This window comes from Bordetella genomosp. 2, assembly GCF_002261345.1.
Lineage (GTDB): Bacteria > Pseudomonadota > Gammaproteobacteria > Burkholderiales > Burkholderiaceae_B > Bordetella_A.
Genome location: NZ_NEVT01000006.1, coordinates 207,155 through 228,594, shown reverse-complemented (window position 1 = coordinate 228,594; position 21,440 = coordinate 207,155). Strand labels below are relative to the sequence as shown.

Genomic DNA, 21,440 nt, shown 5'->3' with positions numbered 1-21,440 from the left:
GGCGCACGGCCCTTACCAGTACGGAGGCTGGTCGTAGTACTCGTACAGTTCCTGGGCCCACTGGCGGTCGCCCATGCTGGGCCAATGGTCCTTGTCGAAGCCGGTGGCGTTCTTCAGGCGGTCTTTGCCGACATCCAGCACGAAGCATTTCCGGTCGGTGTCCAGCACCAGCGCGCTCCAGGGAATGGCGTACAGCTTGTCGCCCATGCCTAGCACGCCGCCATGCGACAGCACCGCATACGCGATGCGGCCGTGCGGAACGTCCAGCATGATGTCCTGGATGGTGCCGAGCTTCTCGTTGGCGGGGTTGTACACGTCATTGCCGGTCAAGGTGTCGGCGGCCATGATCTCCGGTCCCGGGCCGTCCGCGGTGGCCTTGCCCTTGCCGACGATGCGGGTCTGCTGGTCCGCGCCGGGCTGGCCGATGGTTTCATTGCTCATGGTGATCTCCGTCGATATCGGGTGGGTGTGCCGGGCTCACTCCATGCGAGTCATGCCCGGATGATTGCCGCTCGCCACGCGGATGCGGTTCTGAATGTCGGTCACGCCCAGGCAATCGTCCGCGCAGTCTTCGATGGCGTGCTTGGTGCGGCGGTCGGGCACCGTGCCCTCCAGCGCGACGACGCCGTCGCTGACGTCCACCGACACGTCGCTGACGTCCAGGCCGCTGTGGCTGAGCCGCTCGCACAAGTCTTCGCGCACGCGCTCGTCGCTGCGCACGTAGCCTTTGGGGGTGATGCGCTGCGATTTGCTGCGGGGCTGGCCTTGCCAGCCATAGGGGTCGCCGCGGCGCTCGCCATAGTTCCAGTCGTGCGACTGGCCCTCGAATTCGCCATAGGACGGCTCATCGCCGTAGTCGAGCTGCTGGCGCTGCCAGCGCGGGTCCTCGTCGCGAAAGCCGCCATAGCTGCTCTGTCCGGGGTCGGCGCTGCGGCTGCGCAGCCCCTCGAACGGCCCGGTGGCGCGGGTGCCGGGATACTGTCCGCCCTGTTCGTATTGCGGTCCCCGGCGGTTGGGGCGCCCGGTGCCGGCCTGCTCCTGCGGCCGCTCGCCATAGCGCCTGCCATAGGGCGGCTCTTCGGCGCCCCAGCGGCCGCTCTGCCGCGTGTAGTGCTCGCGCCGGTATTGATGCGCGTCATCGCGCTCGTCGCCCGAATCGCGTCGCGGCCGATCGAAGTCGTCGGCGTAATACCGCTCCGGGGACTGATTTCGGTTACGCATGGCTCGCCTCCTGCATGCCTCTCCGGCGCCGGAGAATCCGGTCCGCCGGTCCCAGGGGCTACGCAAACGCTGTGCCACGGGCGGCCCATCCCGGCCCGCCGCCGCGGCGAAGCACTTCTTACACCTGACAGTAAGAAAGCCGGCGCCCGCGCCGCTAGGAAGAAGCAGCCCGCCGCTGCGCCGGCCGCAGCAGGCTTGCCACGGTGGCCAGCAGCTCGCGCGGATCCACGGGCTTGGCAATGTGGACCTGGAAGCCCGCCAGCAACGCGCGCAAGCGGTCCTCCGCGCCGGTATGGCCGGACAGCGCGATGGCCGGCATGCGGTCTCCCAGCGGCGCGTCCCGCTCGGCTTCCAGGGCGCGGATGCGGCGTATGACCTGGTAGCCTTCCATATCGCCCAGGGCGATGTCGCAAACCAGCAAGTCCGGCCAGTCCCCGGGCGCGCCTTGCTGCAGGACGCCCAGCGCCTGGCCGCCGCTGGCGCATGTCTGCACCGCGGCGCCGCAATCGGCCAGCACCTCGGCAACCAGCCCGCGCGCGTCCTCCTGGTCATCCACCACCATGATCGAACGGCCGGCCAGGTCGATGGCGGCGGGTTGCGCCGAAGCCGGCAGCTCGTCGATGGCGCGCAAGGGAAACTCGAGCGTGTAGGCCATCGCGCCGGCCGCCGCCGGCACCACGCGCAGCGTTCCGCCCAGCCGCTCGGCCTCGGCCTGCGCGCGGGCCGGATCCAGCGCTGCCATGCTGCGCAGCACCTCCGGCTCGCCGTCCGCCGGCGCCTGCGCGGCCGCCTCATCGTGCGGCGGGCGCCCGTCGGTGATAGTGAGCCGGGTCGCAGGGCCGGCGCGGTCCAGCCGCAATTCGACCCGGCCGCCGGGCGGCGTGACCGCGACGGCGTGCGCGTACAAATCCCAGATGAGCTGCTGCAACGCGCTGGGGTCGCCGGTGATGCGCGCCGCCTCGCTGCTGAGCAAGGTGTACAGGTTCACCCCCTTGGCCTCGAGCAGCGGGCGCGCCGCGTCGAGCACCGCCGCCACCAGGGTCACCAGGTTGACCGGCTGGCGGCTGATGCGCGTGGCGGCCGCCTCGAGCGCGCTCTGCTGGCGCTGCAGGTCCCACATCTGCGCATACATGCCTTTGCGCGCCAGCAGCTCCTCGTGGGTGCCCTGCTCCACCACCCGGCCGTGATCCACGACCAGGATGCGGTCGGCATCGACGATGGTCGACAGCCGGTGGGCGATCACCAGGGCGGTGCGGCCGCGCGAAATGCGCATCAGCTCCGCCTGGATGGCGCGCTCGGTGCGGGTGTCCAGCGCCGAGGTCGCCTCGTCGAACACCATGATGGGCGGGTTCTTCAACAGGGCGCGCGCGATCGCGATGCGCTGGCGCTCGCCGCCGGAAAGCTTGATGCCCCGCTCGCCGACCTGCGTGTCGTAGCCGGCCGGCAGGCTGGCGATGAACTCGTCCACGCGCGCCCCGCGCGCGGCCTCGATTACCGCCTCGCGGCTGGCCCCGGGGTCGCTGTAGGCGATGTTGTAGGCGATGGTCTCGTTGAACAGCAGCGTATCCTGCGGCACGATGCCCAGCGCGCGCCGCAGGCTCTTCTGGTCCACCGAGCGCAGGTCCTGGTCGTCGATCAGCACCCGCCCGGCGTCGGGGTCATAGAAGCGGAACAGCAGGCGCGCCAGCGTCGACTTGCCGGAGCCGCTGCCGCCGACCACGGCCACCGTGGCCCCGGCCGGCACGCTGAAGTCGACATCCCACAGGATCTGCCGGCCCGGCTCGTAGCCGAAACTCACCGCTTCGAAACGTATTGCGCCATCGCGCACCCGCAGCGGCGGCAGGCCGCTCTCGTCGCCGACCTCGGGCTGGATCTGCAACAGGGCGCAGACTCGCTCGGCGTTGATCATGGCCTCTTTGGCCTGGCGGAAAATCAGCCCGAGGGTATTGAGCGGCAGGCAGATCTGGATGATGTACGCATTGACCAGCACCAGGTCGCCCACGCTCATGCGATAGTCGACCACCTGCTGGCCCGCCAGCACCATGACGGCCGCCACCCCGAACGCAATAATGCCGCTTTGCGCGACATGCAGGGTCGACAGCGTGCGCTGGTTGACGATGCCCTTGCCGACCCACTCCTGCAACACGCTTTGCAAGCGCCCCGACTCGAGCGACTCATTGGCATACAGCTTGACGGCCTCATAATTGATCAGGCTGTCGACCATGCGGCCGCTGGCCTTGGAATCCAGGTCGTTGATGCCGCGTTGCAGGGGCGCGCGCCGCTCGGTCAGCACGGTCGTCACCACGGCATAAACGACGAAGGTGATCGCCACGATGACGGCGAACCAGATGCTGTAGCCGGCGATCAGGATGACCAGCACCGACACGATCTCCACCAGCGTCGGCAACAACGTGAACAAGGCGGTTCCCAGCAGGAAGCCGACCCCGGCCGTGCCGCGCTCGACATCGCGGGCCAGCACGCCGGTCTGGCGCGCGCCGTGAAAGCGCGCGCCCAGCCGCTGCAGGTGCTCGAACATGCGCACCTTGAAGTCCGCGACCGCGCGCTGCGCGACGCGCACGAACACCACATCGCGCAATTCCGTGAACAGGCTGCCGGCAAAGCGCAGCAGCGCATAGCCCAGCAACAGGAAAACCGGCAGGGTCAGCAGCGTGCCCGGCTCGCTCAGCGCATCGACGATGCGCTTGAGGACGGCCGGCACGGCCACCATCAGCAGCTTGGCGACCACCAGCAGCCCGATCGCGGCCGCCGTGCGGCCGCGATACTGCCACAGGGCGGTCAGGATGCTGCGGGTCACCTCGCGGCGGGCTTGCGCCGCGCTGCTGTCGGCCGGCATAAGGGCGCTCCTGCGGGGGACGGCGGCCCCTCCCCCGCGTCATCGGCGAGCTGGGATTCGGCGCTCAGCGGCGCCAGTGGTCGGACGCCAGGCACACGCCGATCGCTACGCCCAGCAGAATCGCCAGTCCCGCCGTCTTCCAGGCGTGGTCGTGCACATAGCCGTCGGTGGCGGACGACACCCGGCGGTATCGGCCCACGGCGGACCGCTCCCAGGCTTCGGCCTGCTCGCGGGCGGCGTCCAGCTGGCGCTTCAGGCGATCCCGCGTTGATTCGATATCGGGTCCGCTATACGAGGCGGTGGAACGCAGCAGGTCTTCGACCCCTGACACCAGTTCGCGCAACCCGCCCTTGACGCGATGGCGGGCTTCGTCCGAATCGTGGTTGCGGTGGGAATGCAGGTTCATTGTTGACTCCTTGGAAAACCGCCGGCCGTGCCGGCGCGGGTCTGTGATTGCCGCAAATGCTGTGCCGCCGCATGCGCCGCGCCGGCGCTCAACGGGGCAAGCCGCGGCTGCGCGCCTTGGCGAGGGCCTTGAACGCGTGCGCGATGGCCCCGGCGAATGCTTCGTCGTACCACGGGTTGGCGCCGCTGACGCCCACGACGATGCCTTCCACGCAGACGCTGCCCCACACGGTGCCATCGGCGGGGCGCAGCAAATGCGGGCGCGTTTCGCATACGGTGTGGCTGTCCAGGCCGGTACGCCACGATATGGCTGCCTTGGCGCGCGCGTAGGCCCCGTAGTCGGCGTCCCAGGCGGCGCGGTCGCCGACGCTCTCTTCGTACAGGATGGCCTGCTCTGGCGCGTCGATGCCCGGCCGCGCCGCCGGGTCCATGATCACGATGTGCAGGAAGCCGCTTTCGCCGACTCGTGGGTCGGTCATGGCGCGCTCGATCATCGGCATCACCAGCCGCACCGCTTCGGCGGCGGCCTCGCGGTCGGCATAGGCCGCCGCGCCGCGCAAGGATTCGCCGCCCATCACAGCTCCCGCGTGGCGCGCCGCCAGGCGGCCTCGAAAGCATCGTCCTGCCAGCGGTCGATGCCCGGGGTCTGTTGGGGGTCCAACCCTGGCATGGGATTGGGAATGCTGCCCGGCGGATAGGGCTCGCGGTGCGGCGCTTCCTCGGGCGGGCGGTCCGGCGTTTCCTCGTCGCGCTGCGGGTCGCGCACCGGCTCGGCCGGCGGACGGGAATGGCCGCGGGCGTCGGCGGCCGGCATCGGGTGTGGGGTATAGATCATGGCAAGCTCCTTGGATCGGCAATACAGGGGCGGCGGACGGGTCAGCCCGCCCACCACTGCTTCAAGGTGGCACGCAGGGCGGCTCCGCCGGAAGCATCTTCGTGGCGCAGCGCCTGGATGTACTTCTTGACCTGCTTGAGGGGAATGTGCGGCGGAATGGGCGGCACTTCCGGGTCGGTGACCATCTCCAGCAGCACCGGGCGGCCCGCCCCGATAGCGCGCTCCCAGGCCGGGCCGACCTGCTCGGGGTCCTCCACGCGGATGCCTTCGAGACCCAGCAGCTGTGCGTACTCGGCATAGGGAAACGGCGGCAGCAGCTGCGAATCCTTGAATCGCGGATCGCCGCCCATGACCCGCTGTTCCCAGGTCACCATGTTCAGGTCGCCGTTGTTGAGCACCATGACCACCAGCGTGGGGTCGCACCATTGGCGCCACCGGTGCGCGATGGTAATCAGCTCGTTCATGCCGTTCATCTGCAAGGCGCCGTCGCCGACCAGCGCGAATACGGGACGGTCCGGATGCGCCAGTTTGGCCGCCAGCGCATACGGCACGCCGCTGCCCATGGTGGCCAGGCCGCCCGACAAGGACGCCTCCATTCCCTTGCGCAGGCGCAGATGCTGCGCATACCAGCTGGCCGCCGAACCCGAATCGCAAGTAATGATGCTGCGATCCGGCAGCCGCGCCGACAGCTCCCAGAAAGGCCGCTGCGGGTTCATCGGCTGCGCCGCCACCATGGCCCGCGCCTCGACCGTCTTCCACCACTGCGCCACATCCTTCTCGATCGTCTCGCGCCAGCGCCGCGCGCTCTTCGGCCGCAGCAGCGGCAACAGCGCCTGCAAGGTGGACTTGCTGTCGCCCACCAGGCCCTGCTCGACCGGGTATCGCAGGCTGATCATGCGGCCGTCGCGGTCGATCTGCACGGCGCGCGCCTGGCCTTCGGCCGGCAGGAATTCGCTATACGGAAACGCCGTGCCGACCATCAGCAATGTGTCGCAGTCGTTCATCATGCGCCAGCTCGGCTGGGTGCCCAGCAAGCCGATCGAACCCGTGACATAGGGCACATCGTCGGGCACTACCGCCTTGCCCAGCAAGGCCTTGGCGATGCCGGCGCCGAGGATATCCGCGACCTGCAGCAATTCGTCGCCGGCATCGCGCGCGCCCGCGCCCGCCAGGATGGCCACCTTCTCGCCCCGGTTGAGAATCTCGGCGGCGTTCTGTAGCGCCGTGGCGCCCGGCACGCCCGCGTGCGAGGTAAAGCCGATACCCGTGTGCACGGTGCCGTGCTCGCGCGGCGGCACCTCCACCGCGGGCAGGTCCTGCACATCGTTCGGCACGATCACGCAGGTGACGGCGCGCCGCTCCATGGCGATGCGGATCGCGCGGTCGACCAGGTGGCGGGCCTGCACCGGGCTCGCGGCCACGTGCACGAAATCGTGCGCCACGTCCTTGAACAGGCTGACCAGGTCGACTTCCTGCTGGTAGTCGCCGCCGAGCGCCGTGCGCGCCTGTTGCCCAACGATCGCGACCACCGGCTGGTGGTCGAGCTTGGCATCGTACAGGCCATTGAGCAGGTGGATGGCGCCCGGGCCCGACGTGGCCATGCAGACGCCGACCTGGCCGGTGAACTTGGCGTGCGCGCAGGCCATGAAGGCGGCCATTTCTTCATGGCGCGCCTGGACGAACTCAAGCGGTTCGCTGGTGCGCCCGAACGCGCCCATCAGGCCATTGATGCCGTCGCCGGGGTAGCCGTAGATGCGCTGAATGCCCCACTGCGCCAGGCGCGACAGGATGAAATCCGACACGGTTTGCATGCATGCTCCCAGAGATAGATCCTCATGGGGACGGGATGCAGCAAACCCTGTGCCAGGGCCGGCGGCCACGCGCAGCCGGCCGGCGTCGCGCGTCCTTCGGCGCGGGCTAGGCCCTAGCTTTCGGAGCGCGACACCTTCTCTTCGCTGGGCACCGCGTAGCCGGCGCGCGAATATTCTTCCAGGCGGTTGTAGAGCGTCTTGGCGCTGATGCCGAGCACCGCGGCGGTCTGCTTCTTGACGCCGCCGCAACGCTCGAGAGTGGCCATGATCAGGCGCCGGTCGGCCTCGGCCAGGGTCACGCCCAGGGGCACCGTGACCCGCGCCGACTGTCCGCCGCCATCCGGCGCGATCTGCGGCTGCAGCGCGTCCGCGCCCAGCACGCCGTCCTCGGCCATGATGAAGGCACGGCGCACATAGTTCTTCAGCTCGCGCACATTGCCCGGCCATTCGTATTCGGTGATGGCCTGGCGGGCCTGCTCGGAAAACTGCTTCGATTCGCCGTACTTCTCGTTGAGCGCCTGCAGGAACCGCTCGGCCAGGAACACGATGTCGCTGCCGCGGTCCCGCAGCGGCGGCAGCTCGATCGGGAACACGCTCAACCGGTAATAGAGGTCCTCGCGCAGCTTGCCTTCCTGGATGGCCTGCTCCGGGTTGCGGTTGGTGGCCGCGACGATGCGCACATCGCAGGCGATCTCGCGGTTGGTGCCGACCCGCATGAAGCGGCCCGTCTCGAGCACGCGCAACAGCTTGACCTGCAGGTCCAGCGGCATCTCGGTCACTTCATCGAGAAACAGCGTGCCGGAATCGGCGCGCTCGAAGTATCCCTTGTGCTGCCGGTCCGCGCCGGTGAAACTGCCGCGCTCATGGCCGAACAGCTCGCTTTCGATCAGGTGCGGCGAAATGGCGCCGCAATTGACGGCGATGAACGGCTTCTTGTTGCGGCTGCTGAGTTCATGCACCGCGTGGGCGGCCAGTTCCTTGCCGGTGCCGCTCTCGCCGATCAGCAGCGTGGTGACGTCGGTGACGGCCACGCGCGCCAGCTGCTTGTACAGGTCTTCCATGGCCGCGGACTGGCCCAGCATCTTGCCGAAGCGGCCGGGCTCCTGGAATGGTCCCTCGTCGCCGGAGGCGCCGCGGTCGGCGGCGACCCGGTTCAGGATTTCCGTCAGGCGGTCCAGGCACACCGGCTTGACCAGGTAATCGGTGGCGCCCAGCCGCAGGGCCTCCACGGCATTGTCCATGCTGCCATGCCCGGTGATCACCACCACTTCGGCGTCGGAATTCGGCAGGCGGCCGAAGATCTCCATGCCGCTGGCGCCCGGCAGGCGCACATCGGTCAGGACCAGGTCGGGCTGCTGGCGTTGAAGTTGTATCAACGCATCTTTCATGGTCGCGGCCTGTGCAACCGAATAACCATGTTCGCGGGCGATTTCGGCCAGCACCTCGCGTATCGCTTCGTCATCGTCCAGAACGAGCAGATGAGGCATTTCTTCTCCGTTACAAAGACAGACCAGTAGGCTTTTGAGCATACCTCGCGGCGGGCGCTCGCGGGCGGGCCGTACCGGTTCGCACCACCAACGTTTGCCAATATTTGCACATGGTTGCAAATCGCTCCAAACGCTGCCGTATCATCAAACCGACTGCTCACTATAGAGCATCGCGGGCCCTTTCCGGGCCCGTGCGAAATCCCGGGGGAACACCCTATGCACGTTTCATCGCCCGCGCATGCCAGGCCGGCGTCCCGCACGGCTGCGCGAATCGACGCGTTCGACGGCATGTGCGCCGCCATGCGGGACTTTGGAACCCAGCTGGAGCGCGCGGCCCGTTCCGACGCCACGGTCTTCATTACCGGCGAAAGCGGCACCGGCAAGGAAATGGTGGCGCGCGCCATCCATGACGCGAGCGCGCGCCACGCCAGCCCGTTCATCGCCGTCAACTGTGGCGCCATCAGCAGTTCGCTGGTGCATGCCCAGTTGTTCGGACACGAGAAAGGCAGTTTCACCGGCGCCCTGGCGCAGACCGCCGGCTACTTCGAGACGGCCAGCGGCGGCACGCTGTTCCTGGACGAAGTGACCGAGATGTCGGACGCCCTGCAGGTGCAGTTCCTGCGGGTCCTGGAAAGCGGCACCTACCAGCGCGTCGGCGGCACCGAGCTGCTGCGCGCCGACGTGCGCATCGTCTGCGCCACCAACCGCGATCCCTACGCCGCGGTCGATAACGGCGAACTGCGGCAGGATTTCCTGCACCGCCTGCTGGTGGTGCCGCTGCGCGTGCCGCCCCTGCGGGAGCGCGAGGACGATGTCCTGCTGCTGGCGCAGCGCTTCCTGGACGAGCTCAACGCGGCGCACCAGACGCGCAAGCGGTTCTCGCCGCGCATGCTGGACGCGCTGGCGCTGTACGACTGGCCGGGCAATGTGCGCGAATTGCGCAATGTGGTGCAGCGGGCCTTCATCATGTCGGATTCGGTGGTCGAAGCCGAATTCCGCCGGCGCACACCGGCCGCCACCGGCCCGGACGTATCCGACGGCACCCTCAAGTTCCCGGTCGGCACGCCGCTCAGCCAGGCGCAGCGCGACGTGATCCTCGCCACGCTGGCGCACCACGACGGCGACAAGCAGCGCACCGCCGACACCCTGGGCGTCAGCCTGAAGACCCTTTACAACCGCCTGGGCGCCTACAGCGCGGACGGTCCGCAGTAGTCCGCCCATTGACGGCGTGCCGGCCCGCCGGCACGCCGCTTGCATGACGCGCCGCCTCGTTCATGACGGGGGATACGCGTGCGCTTGCTGGTTGACTACACCCTGGGAGGCAGCCCCGTCTGGGCATGGCTGCTGACCGCCGCGATGGCGGTCGTGCTGCTGCTTGCCGCCCTGTTCGCCCTGCGGATGGCCAGGCAACGGCTGCGACGCCGGCTGGAAGCCGGCGCCGGGCCGGGCAGCGCCGCCGCGCTGGAGATCATCGGGCGCACCAACTGGCTGATCCTGGCCCTGATCGCGGTGCTGTTCAGCGCGCGGGTCACGGGCGTCATCGCGCCGTGGGCGGTGGCGGCCGCGCACCTGTGGTTCGTGCTGGCGGCCCTGCAGGCAGCCTTGTGGGCCGATCGCGCCGTCACGGTAGGCCTGGTGCGGGCGCTGACCGGGCGGGCCGGAGCCCGCGCGGTGACCGCCGCCCTGCTGGCCCTGCTGCTGCGCATCGTCATCTGGGCCATGACGGTGCTGGCGATGCTGGACAACATGGGCGTCAACATCACCGCCCTGGTGGCCAGCCTGGGCATCGGCGGCGTCGCGGTCGCCCTGGCGGTGCAGACCATCCTGAGCGATTTGTTCGCCTCCATTGCCATCGGCCTGGACAAACCCTTCGAAGTGGGCGACTTCGTCGTGTTCGGCTCGGTCGCCGGCAGTATCGAGCACATCGGGCTCAAGACCACCCGCATCCGCAGCCTGGGCGGCGAACAGATCGTGTGCTCCAACACCGAGCTGCTCAAGCAAACCATACAAAATTACAAGCGCATGCAACAAAGGCGCATCGTGTTCGGCTTCACCCTCTCCTACCGCACCGCGCCCGACCAGGCGGCCGCCGTGCCGGACATTGTGCGGCGCCAGATCGAGAACGAATCCGACACCCGCTATGACCGCGCGCATTTCGCCAGTTTTGGCGAAAGCGGCCTGGTGTTCGAGGCCGTCTATTACGTCATGAGCGCCGATTACAACCGCTACATGGATATCCAGCAGCGCATCAATCTCGGCCTGCTGCGGGAGCTGGGCGAAGCCGACATCGCCTTCGCCGTGCCCGAACGCCGCGTCAGGCTGTCGCGCGAGCCTCGCGGTTCCGAAACCGCGGGCGCCGGCCCCGGGCACACCGCTTGCGATGAAGGGCGCGGGCACTGAGCGCGTCCCCTTTTTTCATCGGGACGCATCGCAACAGACGGGAGCGGACATGGCGCGACTGAGAGTATTGATGGTGACATCCGAGGCATTTCCCCTGGCCAAGAGTGGCGGGCTGGGAGATGCCGTGACGGGATTGGCGCGTGCGCTGAGCCGCGCGGGCATGGAAGTCGGGATCTTGATGCCGGCCTACCGCGGCGTGCTCGCCAAGGTGACCGGGGTGCGCCACATCGCGCGCCTGTCGGGCATGCCGGGCGGCGAGGCGACGCTGGCCGGCGCCTTGTGCGGCGAGTCGGGCCTGCCCGTGTACCTGCTGTGCAACGACGCGCTGTACGACCGCGACGACTTGTATATGGACGCGGGCGGCACGCCCTATCCGGACAACGCCTTGCGCTATGCCGCCCTGGCCCACGCGGCCGTGCGCATTGCCACCGGCCTGCCGGGCATACGGCAACCCGACGTGCTGCATGCCCAGGACTGGCACGCCGGGCTGGCGCCGCTGCTGGCGCGGGCAAGCGGGCTGCGCTATGTGAAGACCGTGCTCACCGTGCACAACCTGGCGTTCCAGGGTGTCTTCCCGCTGGCCTGCGCCCGCGAGCTGGGGGTACCGGAGGGCTACTGCACGGACGACGGCGCCCGCCACTACGGGCAGCTGAGTTTCCTGAAGGCAGGACTGCGCTACGCCGATCGCATTACCACCGTCAGCAACACTTACGCGCGCGAGATTCTCACCCCCGAGTTCGGCTGCGGCCTGGATCCGCTGCTGCGCGCGCGCGCCGCTGATCTGCAGGCCATCCCGAACGGCATCGACGACGCCTTGTGGAATCCTGCCAGCGATCCGCACCTGGGCAGCATGCGCTATTGCCTGCGCCGGCCCGCCAACAAACGGCGCGCCAAGGCCGCCCTGCAGAAATCGTTCGGCCTGCAGGTCAGCCCCGATGCCTCCCTGATGGCGCTGGGCAGCCGGCTGACCGAGCAGAAGATGGCCGATGTCGCCATCGAGGCGCTGCCCGACGCCCTGCACCGCCACCCGGGACTGCAGGTCGCGGTGATCGGCCGCGGCGAACGCCGCTACGAGCAGGCCTTCCAGGCGCTGGCGGAGCGCTATCCGGGCCGCTGCGCGGTGCGCATCGGCTACGACGAACCGACCGCGCACCGCCTGCATGCCGGCGCCGACATGCTGCTGCACGGCAGCCGCTTCGAGCCGTTCGGCCTGACGCCGCTGTATGCCATGCGCTATGGCACGGTGCCGATCGGCTCGCGGGTCGGCGGCATGGCCGATACGATCGTCGACCCGGGCGCGGAGCAGCCCGACAAAGCCATGTTCGCCGCTACCGGCGTACTGTTCGACGGCGACACGCCGCAGGCCATGGCCGCCGCCATCGATCGCGCGCTGCGCCTGCGCGCGCAGCCGCGCCTGTGGCAGGCCATGCAGCGCAACGGGATGGCGGGCGACTTCGGCTGGGACAGCGCGGCTGCGCCGTATCTGGAACTGTTCCAATCGCTGGTGGGCGGCCCGCTGCGCGGCCAGGTGCCGGCGCCGACCATCCGGCCCGCGGCCGCTCCCGCTTATCCGAGGCCGCTGGACGGCATGCCTGTTGCCGTCGGCTACTGAGCGCGGGGTGCGCATGGAAAGCCCCCCGCGTCATGCCGGCGCCCCGCCCGACCCCGCCGCAGCGGCGGGCCAGCCGCTGCGCATCTACTATGCGCGCGGCGGGCGCGTCGGCCGCCTGCGCGAGCCACCCGATTGCCCCTGGGATGCCCTGTGCCGGCAAGTGCGCGAGGCCGGATTCAATTTGCTGCTGACCGACCCGCTGTGGCTGCGCGCGCCCGGATCGGCCGATTCGCCGGTACCGCTCGATCTCGATCGCCCGGACCCCGGCTTCGACGACGGCCCGGAGCTCGAGGCCTCCCTGCGGCGGCTGGCGGCCCGCGGCGCCGACCGGGGCGTGGCGGTGCTGATGGACCTGGTGCTCGATCGCGTGGCCGTCGGCCCGGACGCCGCGCGCCACGACCCGGACTGGTACCGCGCGCCCGCCCACGACCCGGCCCGCGATCCCCGCACCGCCCTGGCCGAGCGCGGCGTCCGGCACCTGCGGGCGGGCCCCCTGCCGCCCGCTTTCATCCATGCCTGGAGCGAACGCTTGGCGCGCTGGCTGGACGCCGGCCTGGGCGGCTTCCGCTGCGATGCGCCGCAACGCATCGGCGCCGACGACTGGCACGCCTTGCTGGCGCCGCTGCGCGCGGCATTTCCGGATCGCCTGTTCCTGGCCTGGACGCCGGGGCTGGACCCGCAGCAGGTCAAGGCGCTGCGGCGCGCGGGCTTCGACGCAGTGTTTTCTTCGCTGCCATGGTGGGACTTCAAGTCGACCTGGCTAGCCGAGGAGCATGCGCGCCTGCAGGCGGTCGCGCCGGTCATCGCCAGTGCCCCGGACACGGCGGCCGGCCTGCCCGACGCCCAGGCGCTGCGCGCGCTGTGGGCGGCCGCCGTCAGCGGCGATGGCATCATGATCGCGGACGGCATCGATACCCGTCCCGAGGCGTACGCGCAACTCAATGCCTGGCTGTGCGCCATGCCGCCCGCCGGCCCGCTGCGCGTGGCCGGCGGCGGCGATGGCCGGTGCAGCGTGCTGGTGCGCCAGGACGCCGCCACCGGCCCGGCCGACGGGGGCGCGCGCGTGCTGTTGGCCAACCCGGCCGCCGACGCGCCGGCCCGCGTCGATTGGGACCGCATCGGCCGACTGCTGCCCGCGGGCGCCTTGGAGCTCGACGGCGTGCCCGCCGAGCTGCGCCTGCGCGGCGACGCCCTGGGCCCGGGCGCCGCCGCCGTGTTCACGGTCAAGCCGGCCCGCCCGGTCCAGGTGCCGGCCACCGGGCGGCGCGCCGGCCCGCGCGCGCAGCGGGGCGCGCGCATCGCGGTCGAGAACGTCGCGCCGGCGGTCGACGGCGGCCTGTTCGCAGCCAAGTGCGTCGCGCACGACCGAGTGCGCGTGCAGGCGGACATCTATACCGACGGACACGAAAAACTGGCCGCGCAGGTTCTCTGGCGCGCCGCCGACGAGACGGAATGGCGCAGCGCGCCCATGCGCGAACTGGCCAATGACCGCTGGGAAGCGCACATCAGCCCGTGCCGGGTGGGCCGCCATGAATTCCTGGTCAGCGCCTGGCGCGATACCTGGCAGACCTTCCGGGCTGACCTGGTCAAGAAGCGCGACGCCGGCCAGGACCTGCAGGCCGACCTGCTCGACGGCGCGGCGCTATTGCGCGACGCGCTGGCGCGCGGCCAGGACATGGCGTCCGACGAGGTCGTGCTGGCGCCGCTGAAAGCGGCCCTGGAGGCTGGCCCCGGCGCGGATCCTGCGCAACGCGCGGCCGCGCTGCTGGACGATGGCGTGGCGGCGGCCATGCACGCGCTCAGCGACAAGCCGTTCCATTACCTCAGTCCCGCGCCGTATCCATTATGGGTAGACCGGCCGCTGGCGCGCTTCGCCAGTTGGTACGAGCTGTTCCCGCGCTCGCAGGCCGCCACGCCGGGCGTGCACGGCACCTTCGACGATGTGATCGCGCGCCTTCCCGAGGTGCGCGACATGGGGTTCGACGTGCTTTACCTGCCCCCCATCCACCCTATCGGCCGCACCCACCGGAAGGGCCCCAACAACAGCCTGGAGAGCCTGGACGACGACGTGGGCAGCCCATATGCCATCGGCGCGCCCGAAGGCGGGCACGACGCGGTGCATCCGGAGCTGGGCACGCTGGCCGATTTCCTGCGCCTGGTGCGGCGCACGCGCGAGCACGGCATGGAGATCGCTCTCGATTTCGCCATTCAGTGCTCGCCCGACCATCCCTGGCTGGCGCGCCATCCCGATTGGTTCGAGCGCCGCGCCGACGGCACGATCCGCTATGCGGAGAACCCGCCCAAGAAGTACGAGGACATCGTCAATGTCTCGTTCTATGGAAGCAGCGGACGGCGTGCGCGCAAATCATCGCTGTGGCTGGCGCTGCGCGACATCGTGCTGTTCTGGATCGAGCATGGCGTGCGCATCTTCCGGGTCGACAACCCGCACACCAAGCCGCTGCCATTCTGGGAATGGTTGATCGGCGAGGTGCAGGGGCGCCATCCCGACGTGATTTTCCTGTCGGAAGCGTTTACCCGCCCCAAGATGATGTACCGCCTGGCCAAGGTCGGCTTCACGCAGTCGTACACCTACTTCACCTGGCGCAATACCCGGCGCGAGCTGACCGAGTACCTCCAGGAATTGTCGAGCGCTCCGGCGGCGGACTTCTTCCGGCCGAATTTCTTCGTCAACACGCCCGATATCAACCCGTACTTCCTGCAGACCTCGGGCCGGCCCGGGTTTCTGATCCGCGCCGCGCTGGCCGCCACCACGTCCGGCCTGTGGGGCGTCTACAGCGGCTTCGAACTGTGCGAATTCCAGCCGGTCCCCGGCAAGGAGGAATACCTGGATTCCGAGAAATACCAGTTGCGCCAGCGGGACTGGCAGGCGCCGGGCAACATCATCGCGCAGATCGCCCGGCTCAATGCCATCCGCCGCGCCAACCCGGCATTGCAGACCCACAGCGGGTTCAACGCGCTCGAAAGCGGCAATGAGCAGGTGCTGTGCTTCTGGAAAGCGACACCCTGCCTCGGCAATGTGGTGCTGGCGGTCATCAGCCTGGACCCGCACGAGCCGCAGACCGCCCGCATCGAAGCGCCCTTCTGGCTGCTCGGCCAGCCCGACCATGGCGTGCTGCAGGCCGACGACCTGCTTGCCGACACGCGCGAAGCGTGGCACGGCAAGTGGCGCGAGATCCCGTTGCGGCCCGAGCAACCTTACCGCCTGTGGCGCCTGTCGGCGCACGACTGAAACATGGAAGCCATCATGTCTCCAGCCTCCTCCGCCCTGCCGCCGCCACACGCTACGCCGCTCTGGTACAAGGACGCGGTCATCTACCAGTTGCACATCCGGTCGTTCTACGACGCCAACAATGACGGCATCGGCGATTTCCCCGGCCTGACCGAGAAACTGGACTACATCGCCAGCCTGGGCGTGGACACGATCTGGCTGCTGCCGTTCTACCCTTCGCCGCGGCGCGACGACGGCTACGACATCGCCGACTACCGCGGCGTGCATCCCGACTACGGCACCATCGCCGACGCGCGCCGCTTCATCCGCGCCGCGCATGCGCGCGGCCTACGCGTCATCACCGAACTGGTGGTCAACCACACTTCCGACCAGCATCCGTGGTTCCAGCGCGCGCGGCGCGCCCGGCCGGGCAGCGCGGCGCGCAATTACTACGTATGGTCGGACGACGACCAGGCCTATGCCGGCACCCGCATCATCTTCTGCGATACGGAAAAATCCAACTGGACCCGCGACCCGGTGGCGGGGGCCTACTTCTGGCACAGGTTCTATTCGCACCAGCCCGACCTGAACTACGACAATCCGCAGGTGCTGAAGGAGATACTGTCGGTCATGCGCTACTGGCTCGACATGGGCGTGGACGGCATGCGGCTGGACGCCGTGCCCTACCTGGTCGAGCGCGAGGGCACCAATAACGAGAACCTGCCGGAAACGCACCAGATCCTGCGCCGCATCCGCGCCGTGATCGACGCGGAGTACCCGGGCCGCATGCTGCTGGCCGAGGCCAACCAGTGGCCCGAGGACGCGCAGGAGTACTTCGGCAATGGCGACGAATGCCACATGTCGTTCCACTTCCCGCTGATGCCGCGCATGTACATGGCCATCGCCCAGGAAGACCGTTTTCCCATCACGGACATCATCAAGCAGACGCCGGAGATCCCGCCGACCTGCCAGTGGGCGATTTTCCTGCGCAACCACGACGAGCTGACGCTGGAAATGGTCACCAGCGAAGAACGCGACTATCTGTGGAATGTCTATGCGGCCGATCCGCGCGCCCGCATCAACCTGGGCATCCGCCGGCGGCTGGCGCCGCTGCTGGAACGGGACAGGCGGCGCATCGAATTGATGAACAGCCTGCTGCTGTCCATGCCGGGCACGCCGGTGCTCTACTACGGCGACGAACTGGGCATGGGCGACAACATCCACCTGGGGGACCGCGACGGCGTGCGCACGCCCATGCAGTGGTCGCCCGACCGCAATGGCGGCTTTTCGCGCGCCGACCCGGAGCGCCTGCCGCTGCCCGTCCTGATGGGACCGCTCTACGGCTACGAGGCGGTCAACGTCGAGGCCCAGCAGCGCGATCCGCACTCGCTGCTGAACTGGACCCGCCGCATGGTTGCGATCCGCCGCCAGTCGAAAATATTCGGACGCGGCACGCTGCGTTTCCTGTATCCCGGCAACCGCAAGATCCTCGCCTATCTGCGCCAGGACGGCGAAACCACCGTCTTGTGCGTGGCCAACCTGTCCAATACCGCCCAGCCGGTGGAACTGGACTTGGCCGAGTTCGACGGCAAGGTGCCGGTGGAGATGCTGGGCGAAAGCCCGTTCCCGGACATCGGCAAGCTGCCTTACCTGCTGACCCTGCCGCCTTATGCCTTCTACTGGTTCGAGTTGTCGAGCGACCGGCCCTCGCCGGCCTGGCACACGCAGGCGCCGGCGCGCATGCCCGAGCTGACCACCCTGGTGCTGCGCGGGCGCAGCGGCTTCGCGCTGACGGAATCGTCGCGCCGCGCGCTGGAGCATGACGTGCTGCCCACGTTCCTGCAGCGGCAGCGCTGGTTCCCGGCCGAGCGGCGCATCGAGGAGGCGCGCCTGGTCGACAGCACGCCCCTGGCCGGCGGCGGCACCGAGGAATACCTGGTCACCGAGATCGAGACTGGCACGGGCGCCGCGCGCCAGCGCCTGCATGTGCCGCTGGCCGTGGCCTGGAAACCGGCGTCGCAGCAGCATTATGTGCTGGCCCGCACGCGGCGCGGCGCCGATGTCGGCGTGCTGACCGACGCATCGCTGCAGGAAGGCTTCGTGCGCACCCTGGTGGCCGCGCTGCGGGCCGGGCGCGAGCAGCCGGCCGGCGGCGAATCGCAGTCCACCCTGTGTTTCCTGGCCGAACCCGGGTTGCGCGACCTGGACCTGCCGGCCGACGCGCCGCTGCACTGGCACGGCGGCGAGCAGACCAACAGCTCGGTGACGATCGGCGAGGCCGCCATCCTGAAGATCCTGCGTCGCGTGGAGGCCGGCGTTTTTCCCGAAGTGGAGATGTCGCGCCGCCTGACCCAGGCCGGCTATGCCAATACGCCGGCGCTGCTGGGCGAAGTGGCGCGCCGGGACGCCGACGGCTCGACCCGCACGCTGGCCCTCTTGCACGCCTACCTGATCCATGAAGGCGACGCCTGGGTCTGGACCATCGACTACCTCAAGCGCGCGCTCGACGATGCCCTGCTGCGCGACGCCAGTGTCGAAGAATTCAACGAGGGACTGGCGGGCTACGCCACCGTCGCCTGCACGGTGGGGCGCCGCCTGGCCGAACTGCACAGCGTGCTGGCGCGCCCCTGCGACGACCCGGCCTTCGCCCCGGAGGTCGCGCAGAGCGAAGACGCGCAGGCGCGCGCCGAGCAGATCGTGGCCATGCTGGACCGCGCCCTGCACACCCTGCGCGGCCTGCGCGACACGCTGGAACCCGGCGCGCGCGCATGCGCTGCCTGGCTGGACGAACACCGCGACCGGCTGGTCGAGCGGATCGCCGTCCTGGCGCAGGCCGAGACCGGCACGCCGCACCTGCGCATCCATGGCGACTTCCACCTCGGCCAGGTGCTGCTGGCGCAGACCGATGCCTATCTGATCGACTTCGAAGGCGAACCCGGGCGGCCGCTGTCGGCGCGGCGGGCCAAGACCAGCCCGTTGAAAGACGTGGCCGGCATGCTCCGTTCGTTCGACTATGCCGCGGCCACGGTCAGCCGCGGCGACCCGCTGGGCAGCCCGCCCTCGGCCGGCGCGGCCGGCGCCGGCGCGGCGGCCGATGCCCAGCAGGACCGGCGCGGCATGCTGCTGGAGCAGTTCCGCGCGCGCGCCGAGCAAGCCTTCATGCAGGGCTATCACAGCGGCGCCGATGACGCGCTGAAACTGCCGCCGCAGCGCGAACAGGCGCTGATCCAGGCCGCCCTGATCGAGAAGGCGGCCTACGAGATCGGCTACGAGGCCAGGCATCGTCCGGACTGGGTCTCCATTCCCCTGTGCGGGCTGGCCGAGCTCGCGCGTTCGCTTCTGATTTCCGCCGCCATCGACCACGAGGAACACCGCCCATGAGCGACGCTGCCAGTCCTGCTGTGCGCAGCCACGGTATCGCGCCATCCGTCCAGGAAGCCCTGCTGGCCGGCCGGCACGCCGACGCCTTCGGGGTGCTCGGCCCCCACCGGCTGGACGACCGCACCGTGCTGCGCGTGCTGATGCCCTGCGCGCTCAGTGTCGATGCCGTCTTCGAGGACGGCGCCGAGCTGGCGCTGCCGCCGGTCGGCGACGGGCTGTACGCTGCCGATATCAGTGCGCACTGCGGGGCCGGCCGGCCCCGCTACCGGCTGCGGGTGCGCTGGCCGGACGGCGGCTCGGAACTGCTGGTCGATCCTTACGCCTTCGGGCCGCTGCTGGAAGAATCGCACCTGGAAATGCTGGCCCAGGGCTCCTGGCTGTATGCCGGGCAATGCCTGGGCCCCCGCAACTGCGAGATCGACGGCGTGGCCGGCGTGCGGTTCGCGGTGTGGGCCCCCAACGCGCGGCGCGTGGCGCTGGTCGGCGATTTCAACGGCTGGAATGGCCTGCGCCACGGCATGCGGCTGCGCCATGCCGCCGGCGTCTGGGAGATCTTCGTGCCCGGCGTGGCGCCGCGCAGCCGCTACAAGTACCAGATCCTCGGCGCCGACGATGTCACCACGCTGCGCGCCGATCCAATGGCCCGGCAGGCCGAGGTTCCGCCCGCCACGGCATCGATCGTGCCGGACGCGGCGCCTTTCGCCTGGACCGACAGCGCCTGGATGAACGGCCGCGCGGCCCGCCAGGGCCCGGACGCGCCGCTCGCCATCTACGAAGTCCACGTCGGCTCATGGCTGGACGACCCCGCTCCGGGGCCGTTGTGGGACAGGCTGGCCGCCCGCCTGCCGGCCTATGCCCGCGCGCTGGGCTTCACCCATATCGAGCTGATGCCGATCATGGAGCATCCGTTCGGCGGCTCCTGGGGCTACCAGCCGCTCGGCATGTTCGCGCCCAGCGCGCGCTACGGGACGCCGGCCGACTTCGCGCGCTTCGTCGATCAATGCCACGCCGCCGGGCTGGGCGTGATCCTGGACTGGGTCCCGGCCCATTTCCCCGATGACCCGCATGGGCTGGCGCGCTTCGACGGCACGGCCCTGTACGAATACGCCGATCCGCGCGAAGGCTTCCATCCCGACTGGAACACCCTGGTCTACAACCTGGGGCGCACCGAAGTGAAGGCCTACATGATCGCCAGCGCCCTGCACTGGTTGCGCGATTTCCACGTGGACGGCCTGCGCGTCGACGCCGTGGCGTCGATGCTGTACCGCGACTACAGCCGCGCGCCGGGCGAATGGGTGCCCAACCGCTACGGCGGGCGCGAGAACCTGGAGGCGGTGGATTTCCTGCGCGAGCTCAATACCGTAGTGGCGTGCGAATGCCCCGGCGCCATCACGGTGGCCGAGGAATCGACCGCCTGGCCTGGCGTGACCGCGCCGGCGCGCGACGGCGGCCTGGGCTTCGACTACAAGTGGAACATGGGCTGGATGCACGACACGCTGCGCTACATGCGCCACGACCCGGTGCACCGCCGCTACCATCACCACGACGTGACCTTCGGCATGATGTACGCCTACTCCGAGCGCTACATCCTGCCGCTGTCGCACGACGAGGTGGTGCACGGCAAGGGCTCGCTGCTGGGCAAGATGCCCGGCAGCCCGGCCGACCGGATGGCCCAGCTGCGCCTGTACTACGGCTATATGTGGGCGCATCCAGGCAAGAAGCTGCTGTTCATGGGCGGCGAGATCGCCCAGGAAAGCGAATGGAACCACGACGTCCCGGTCGACTGGAACCTGCTGGACGATCCGGCCCGGCGCGGCATGCAGCGGCTGGTGGCCGACCTGAACCACCTGTACTGCGAGCTGCCGGAATTGCACCGGCGCGATGCCGACCCGGCGGGTTTCGCCTGGATGGTAGGCGACGACGAGACCAACAGCGTGCTGGCGTTCGTGCGCACCGATGGCGAGCACCATGTGCTGGCGATCTGCAATTTCACCCCGGTGGCGCGCCACGACTACCGCATCGGCGTGCCCCTGGCCGGCCGCTGGCGCCAGCGGATCAACACGGACGATGCGGCCTACGGCGGCGCCGGGCTGGCCGGCCCCATCCTGGCCCACACGGAAGACGCTCCGGCACACGGCCAGCCGCAATCGGTGGTGCTGAACCTGCCGCCGCTATCGACTCTGCTGCTACGACACGAGGTATGAC

General features: G+C 69.5%; 14 protein-coding genes. 6 read left to right on the top strand and 8 right to left on the bottom strand.

The features are described 5' to 3' along the window. Window positions 1-12: 12 nt before the first annotated feature. The 8 genes from CAL24_RS11185 to CAL24_RS11150 form a co-directional block, all read right to left on the bottom strand. Window positions 13-441 (bottom strand): PRC-barrel domain-containing protein, encoded by a 429-nt coding sequence (locus tag CAL24_RS11185; RefSeq protein ID WP_038853986.1) that lies wholly within the window; start codon window positions 439-441, stop codon window positions 13-15. 36 nt (window positions 442-477) lie between these two features. Beyond that, a complete protein-coding gene (locus CAL24_RS11180; RefSeq protein WP_051439570.1) occupies window positions 478-1,221 on the bottom strand; it encodes a BON domain-containing protein in 744 nt (247 codons plus the stop codon). Window positions 1,222-1,375: 154 nt separating this feature from the next. Next, the gene (locus CAL24_RS11175; protein WP_094806736.1) at window positions 1,376-4,075 is read right to left on the bottom strand and encodes an ATP-binding cassette domain-containing protein; all 2,700 of its coding nucleotides are present in this window, start codon (window positions 4,073-4,075) and stop codon (window positions 1,376-1,378) included. A 64-nt stretch (window positions 4,076-4,139) separates the two neighbouring features. Further along, on the bottom strand, window positions 4,140-4,481 hold the full coding sequence (locus CAL24_RS11170) for a DUF883 family protein (protein WP_028356143.1): 342 nt from the start codon (window positions 4,479-4,481) through the stop codon (window positions 4,140-4,142). A gap of 88 nt (window positions 4,482-4,569) precedes the next feature. Continuing rightward, window positions 4,570-5,055, bottom strand: coding sequence for a hypothetical protein (locus CAL24_RS11165; RefSeq protein ID WP_094806735.1), 486 nt, complete (start codon window positions 5,053-5,055; stop codon window positions 4,570-4,572). Continuing rightward, entirely contained in the window at window positions 5,055-5,315 is a 261-nt protein-coding gene (locus tag CAL24_RS24025; RefSeq protein WP_141218078.1) for a hypothetical protein, read from the bottom strand. The genes CAL24_RS11165 and CAL24_RS24025 overlap by 1 nt, the downstream gene beginning before the upstream one ends. Window positions 5,316-5,356: 41 nt before the next feature. After that, complete coding sequence (locus CAL24_RS11155) at window positions 5,357-7,126, bottom strand: thiamine pyrophosphate-requiring protein (RefSeq protein ID WP_094806734.1); 1,770 nt, start codon at window positions 7,124-7,126, stop codon at window positions 5,357-5,359. Window positions 7,127-7,239: 113 nt separating this feature from the next. Then, on the bottom strand, window positions 7,240-8,613 hold the full coding sequence (locus CAL24_RS11150) for a sigma-54-dependent transcriptional regulator (RefSeq protein ID WP_028356147.1): 1,374 nt from the start codon (window positions 8,611-8,613) through the stop codon (window positions 7,240-7,242). Window positions 8,614-8,913: 300 nt separating this feature from the next. Here CAL24_RS11150 and CAL24_RS11145 point away from each other — a divergent pair, with 300 nt between their 5' ends. The 6 genes from CAL24_RS11145 (at window position 8,914) to glgB (ending at window position 21,439) form a co-directional block, all read left to right on the top strand. Next, window positions 8,914-9,825 (top strand): sigma-54 interaction domain-containing protein, encoded by a 912-nt coding sequence (locus tag CAL24_RS11145; RefSeq protein ID WP_094807248.1) that lies wholly within the window; start codon window positions 8,914-8,916, stop codon window positions 9,823-9,825. A 78-nt stretch (window positions 9,826-9,903) separates the two neighbouring features. Next, a complete protein-coding gene (locus CAL24_RS11140) occupies window positions 9,904-11,013 on the top strand; it encodes a mechanosensitive ion channel family protein (RefSeq protein WP_231501769.1) in 1,110 nt (369 codons plus the stop codon). 49 nt (window positions 11,014-11,062) lie between these two features. Beyond that, window positions 11,063-12,625, top strand: coding sequence for a glycogen synthase GlgA (gene glgA, locus CAL24_RS11135; protein ID WP_094806733.1), 1,563 nt, complete (start codon window positions 11,063-11,065; stop codon window positions 12,623-12,625). Window positions 12,626-12,638: 13 nt separating this feature from the next. Beyond that, on the top strand, window positions 12,639-15,875 hold the full coding sequence (locus tag CAL24_RS11130; RefSeq protein ID WP_094806732.1) for a maltotransferase domain-containing protein: 3,237 nt from the start codon (window positions 12,639-12,641) through the stop codon (window positions 15,873-15,875). Between the two features lie 15 nt (window positions 15,876-15,890). Beyond that, window positions 15,891-19,235 carry a maltose alpha-D-glucosyltransferase gene (treS, locus tag CAL24_RS11125; RefSeq protein WP_094807247.1) on the top strand — a complete coding sequence of 1,115 codons (3,345 nt, stop codon included), beginning with the start codon at window positions 15,891-15,893 and terminating at the stop codon, window positions 19,233-19,235. Next, window positions 19,232-21,439 (top strand): 1,4-alpha-glucan branching protein GlgB, encoded by a 2,208-nt coding sequence (gene glgB / locus CAL24_RS11120; RefSeq protein WP_094806731.1) that lies wholly within the window; start codon window positions 19,232-19,234, stop codon window positions 21,437-21,439. Before treS ends, glgB begins: the two co-directional genes overlap by 4 nt. Window position 21,440: the final 1 nt, after the last annotated feature.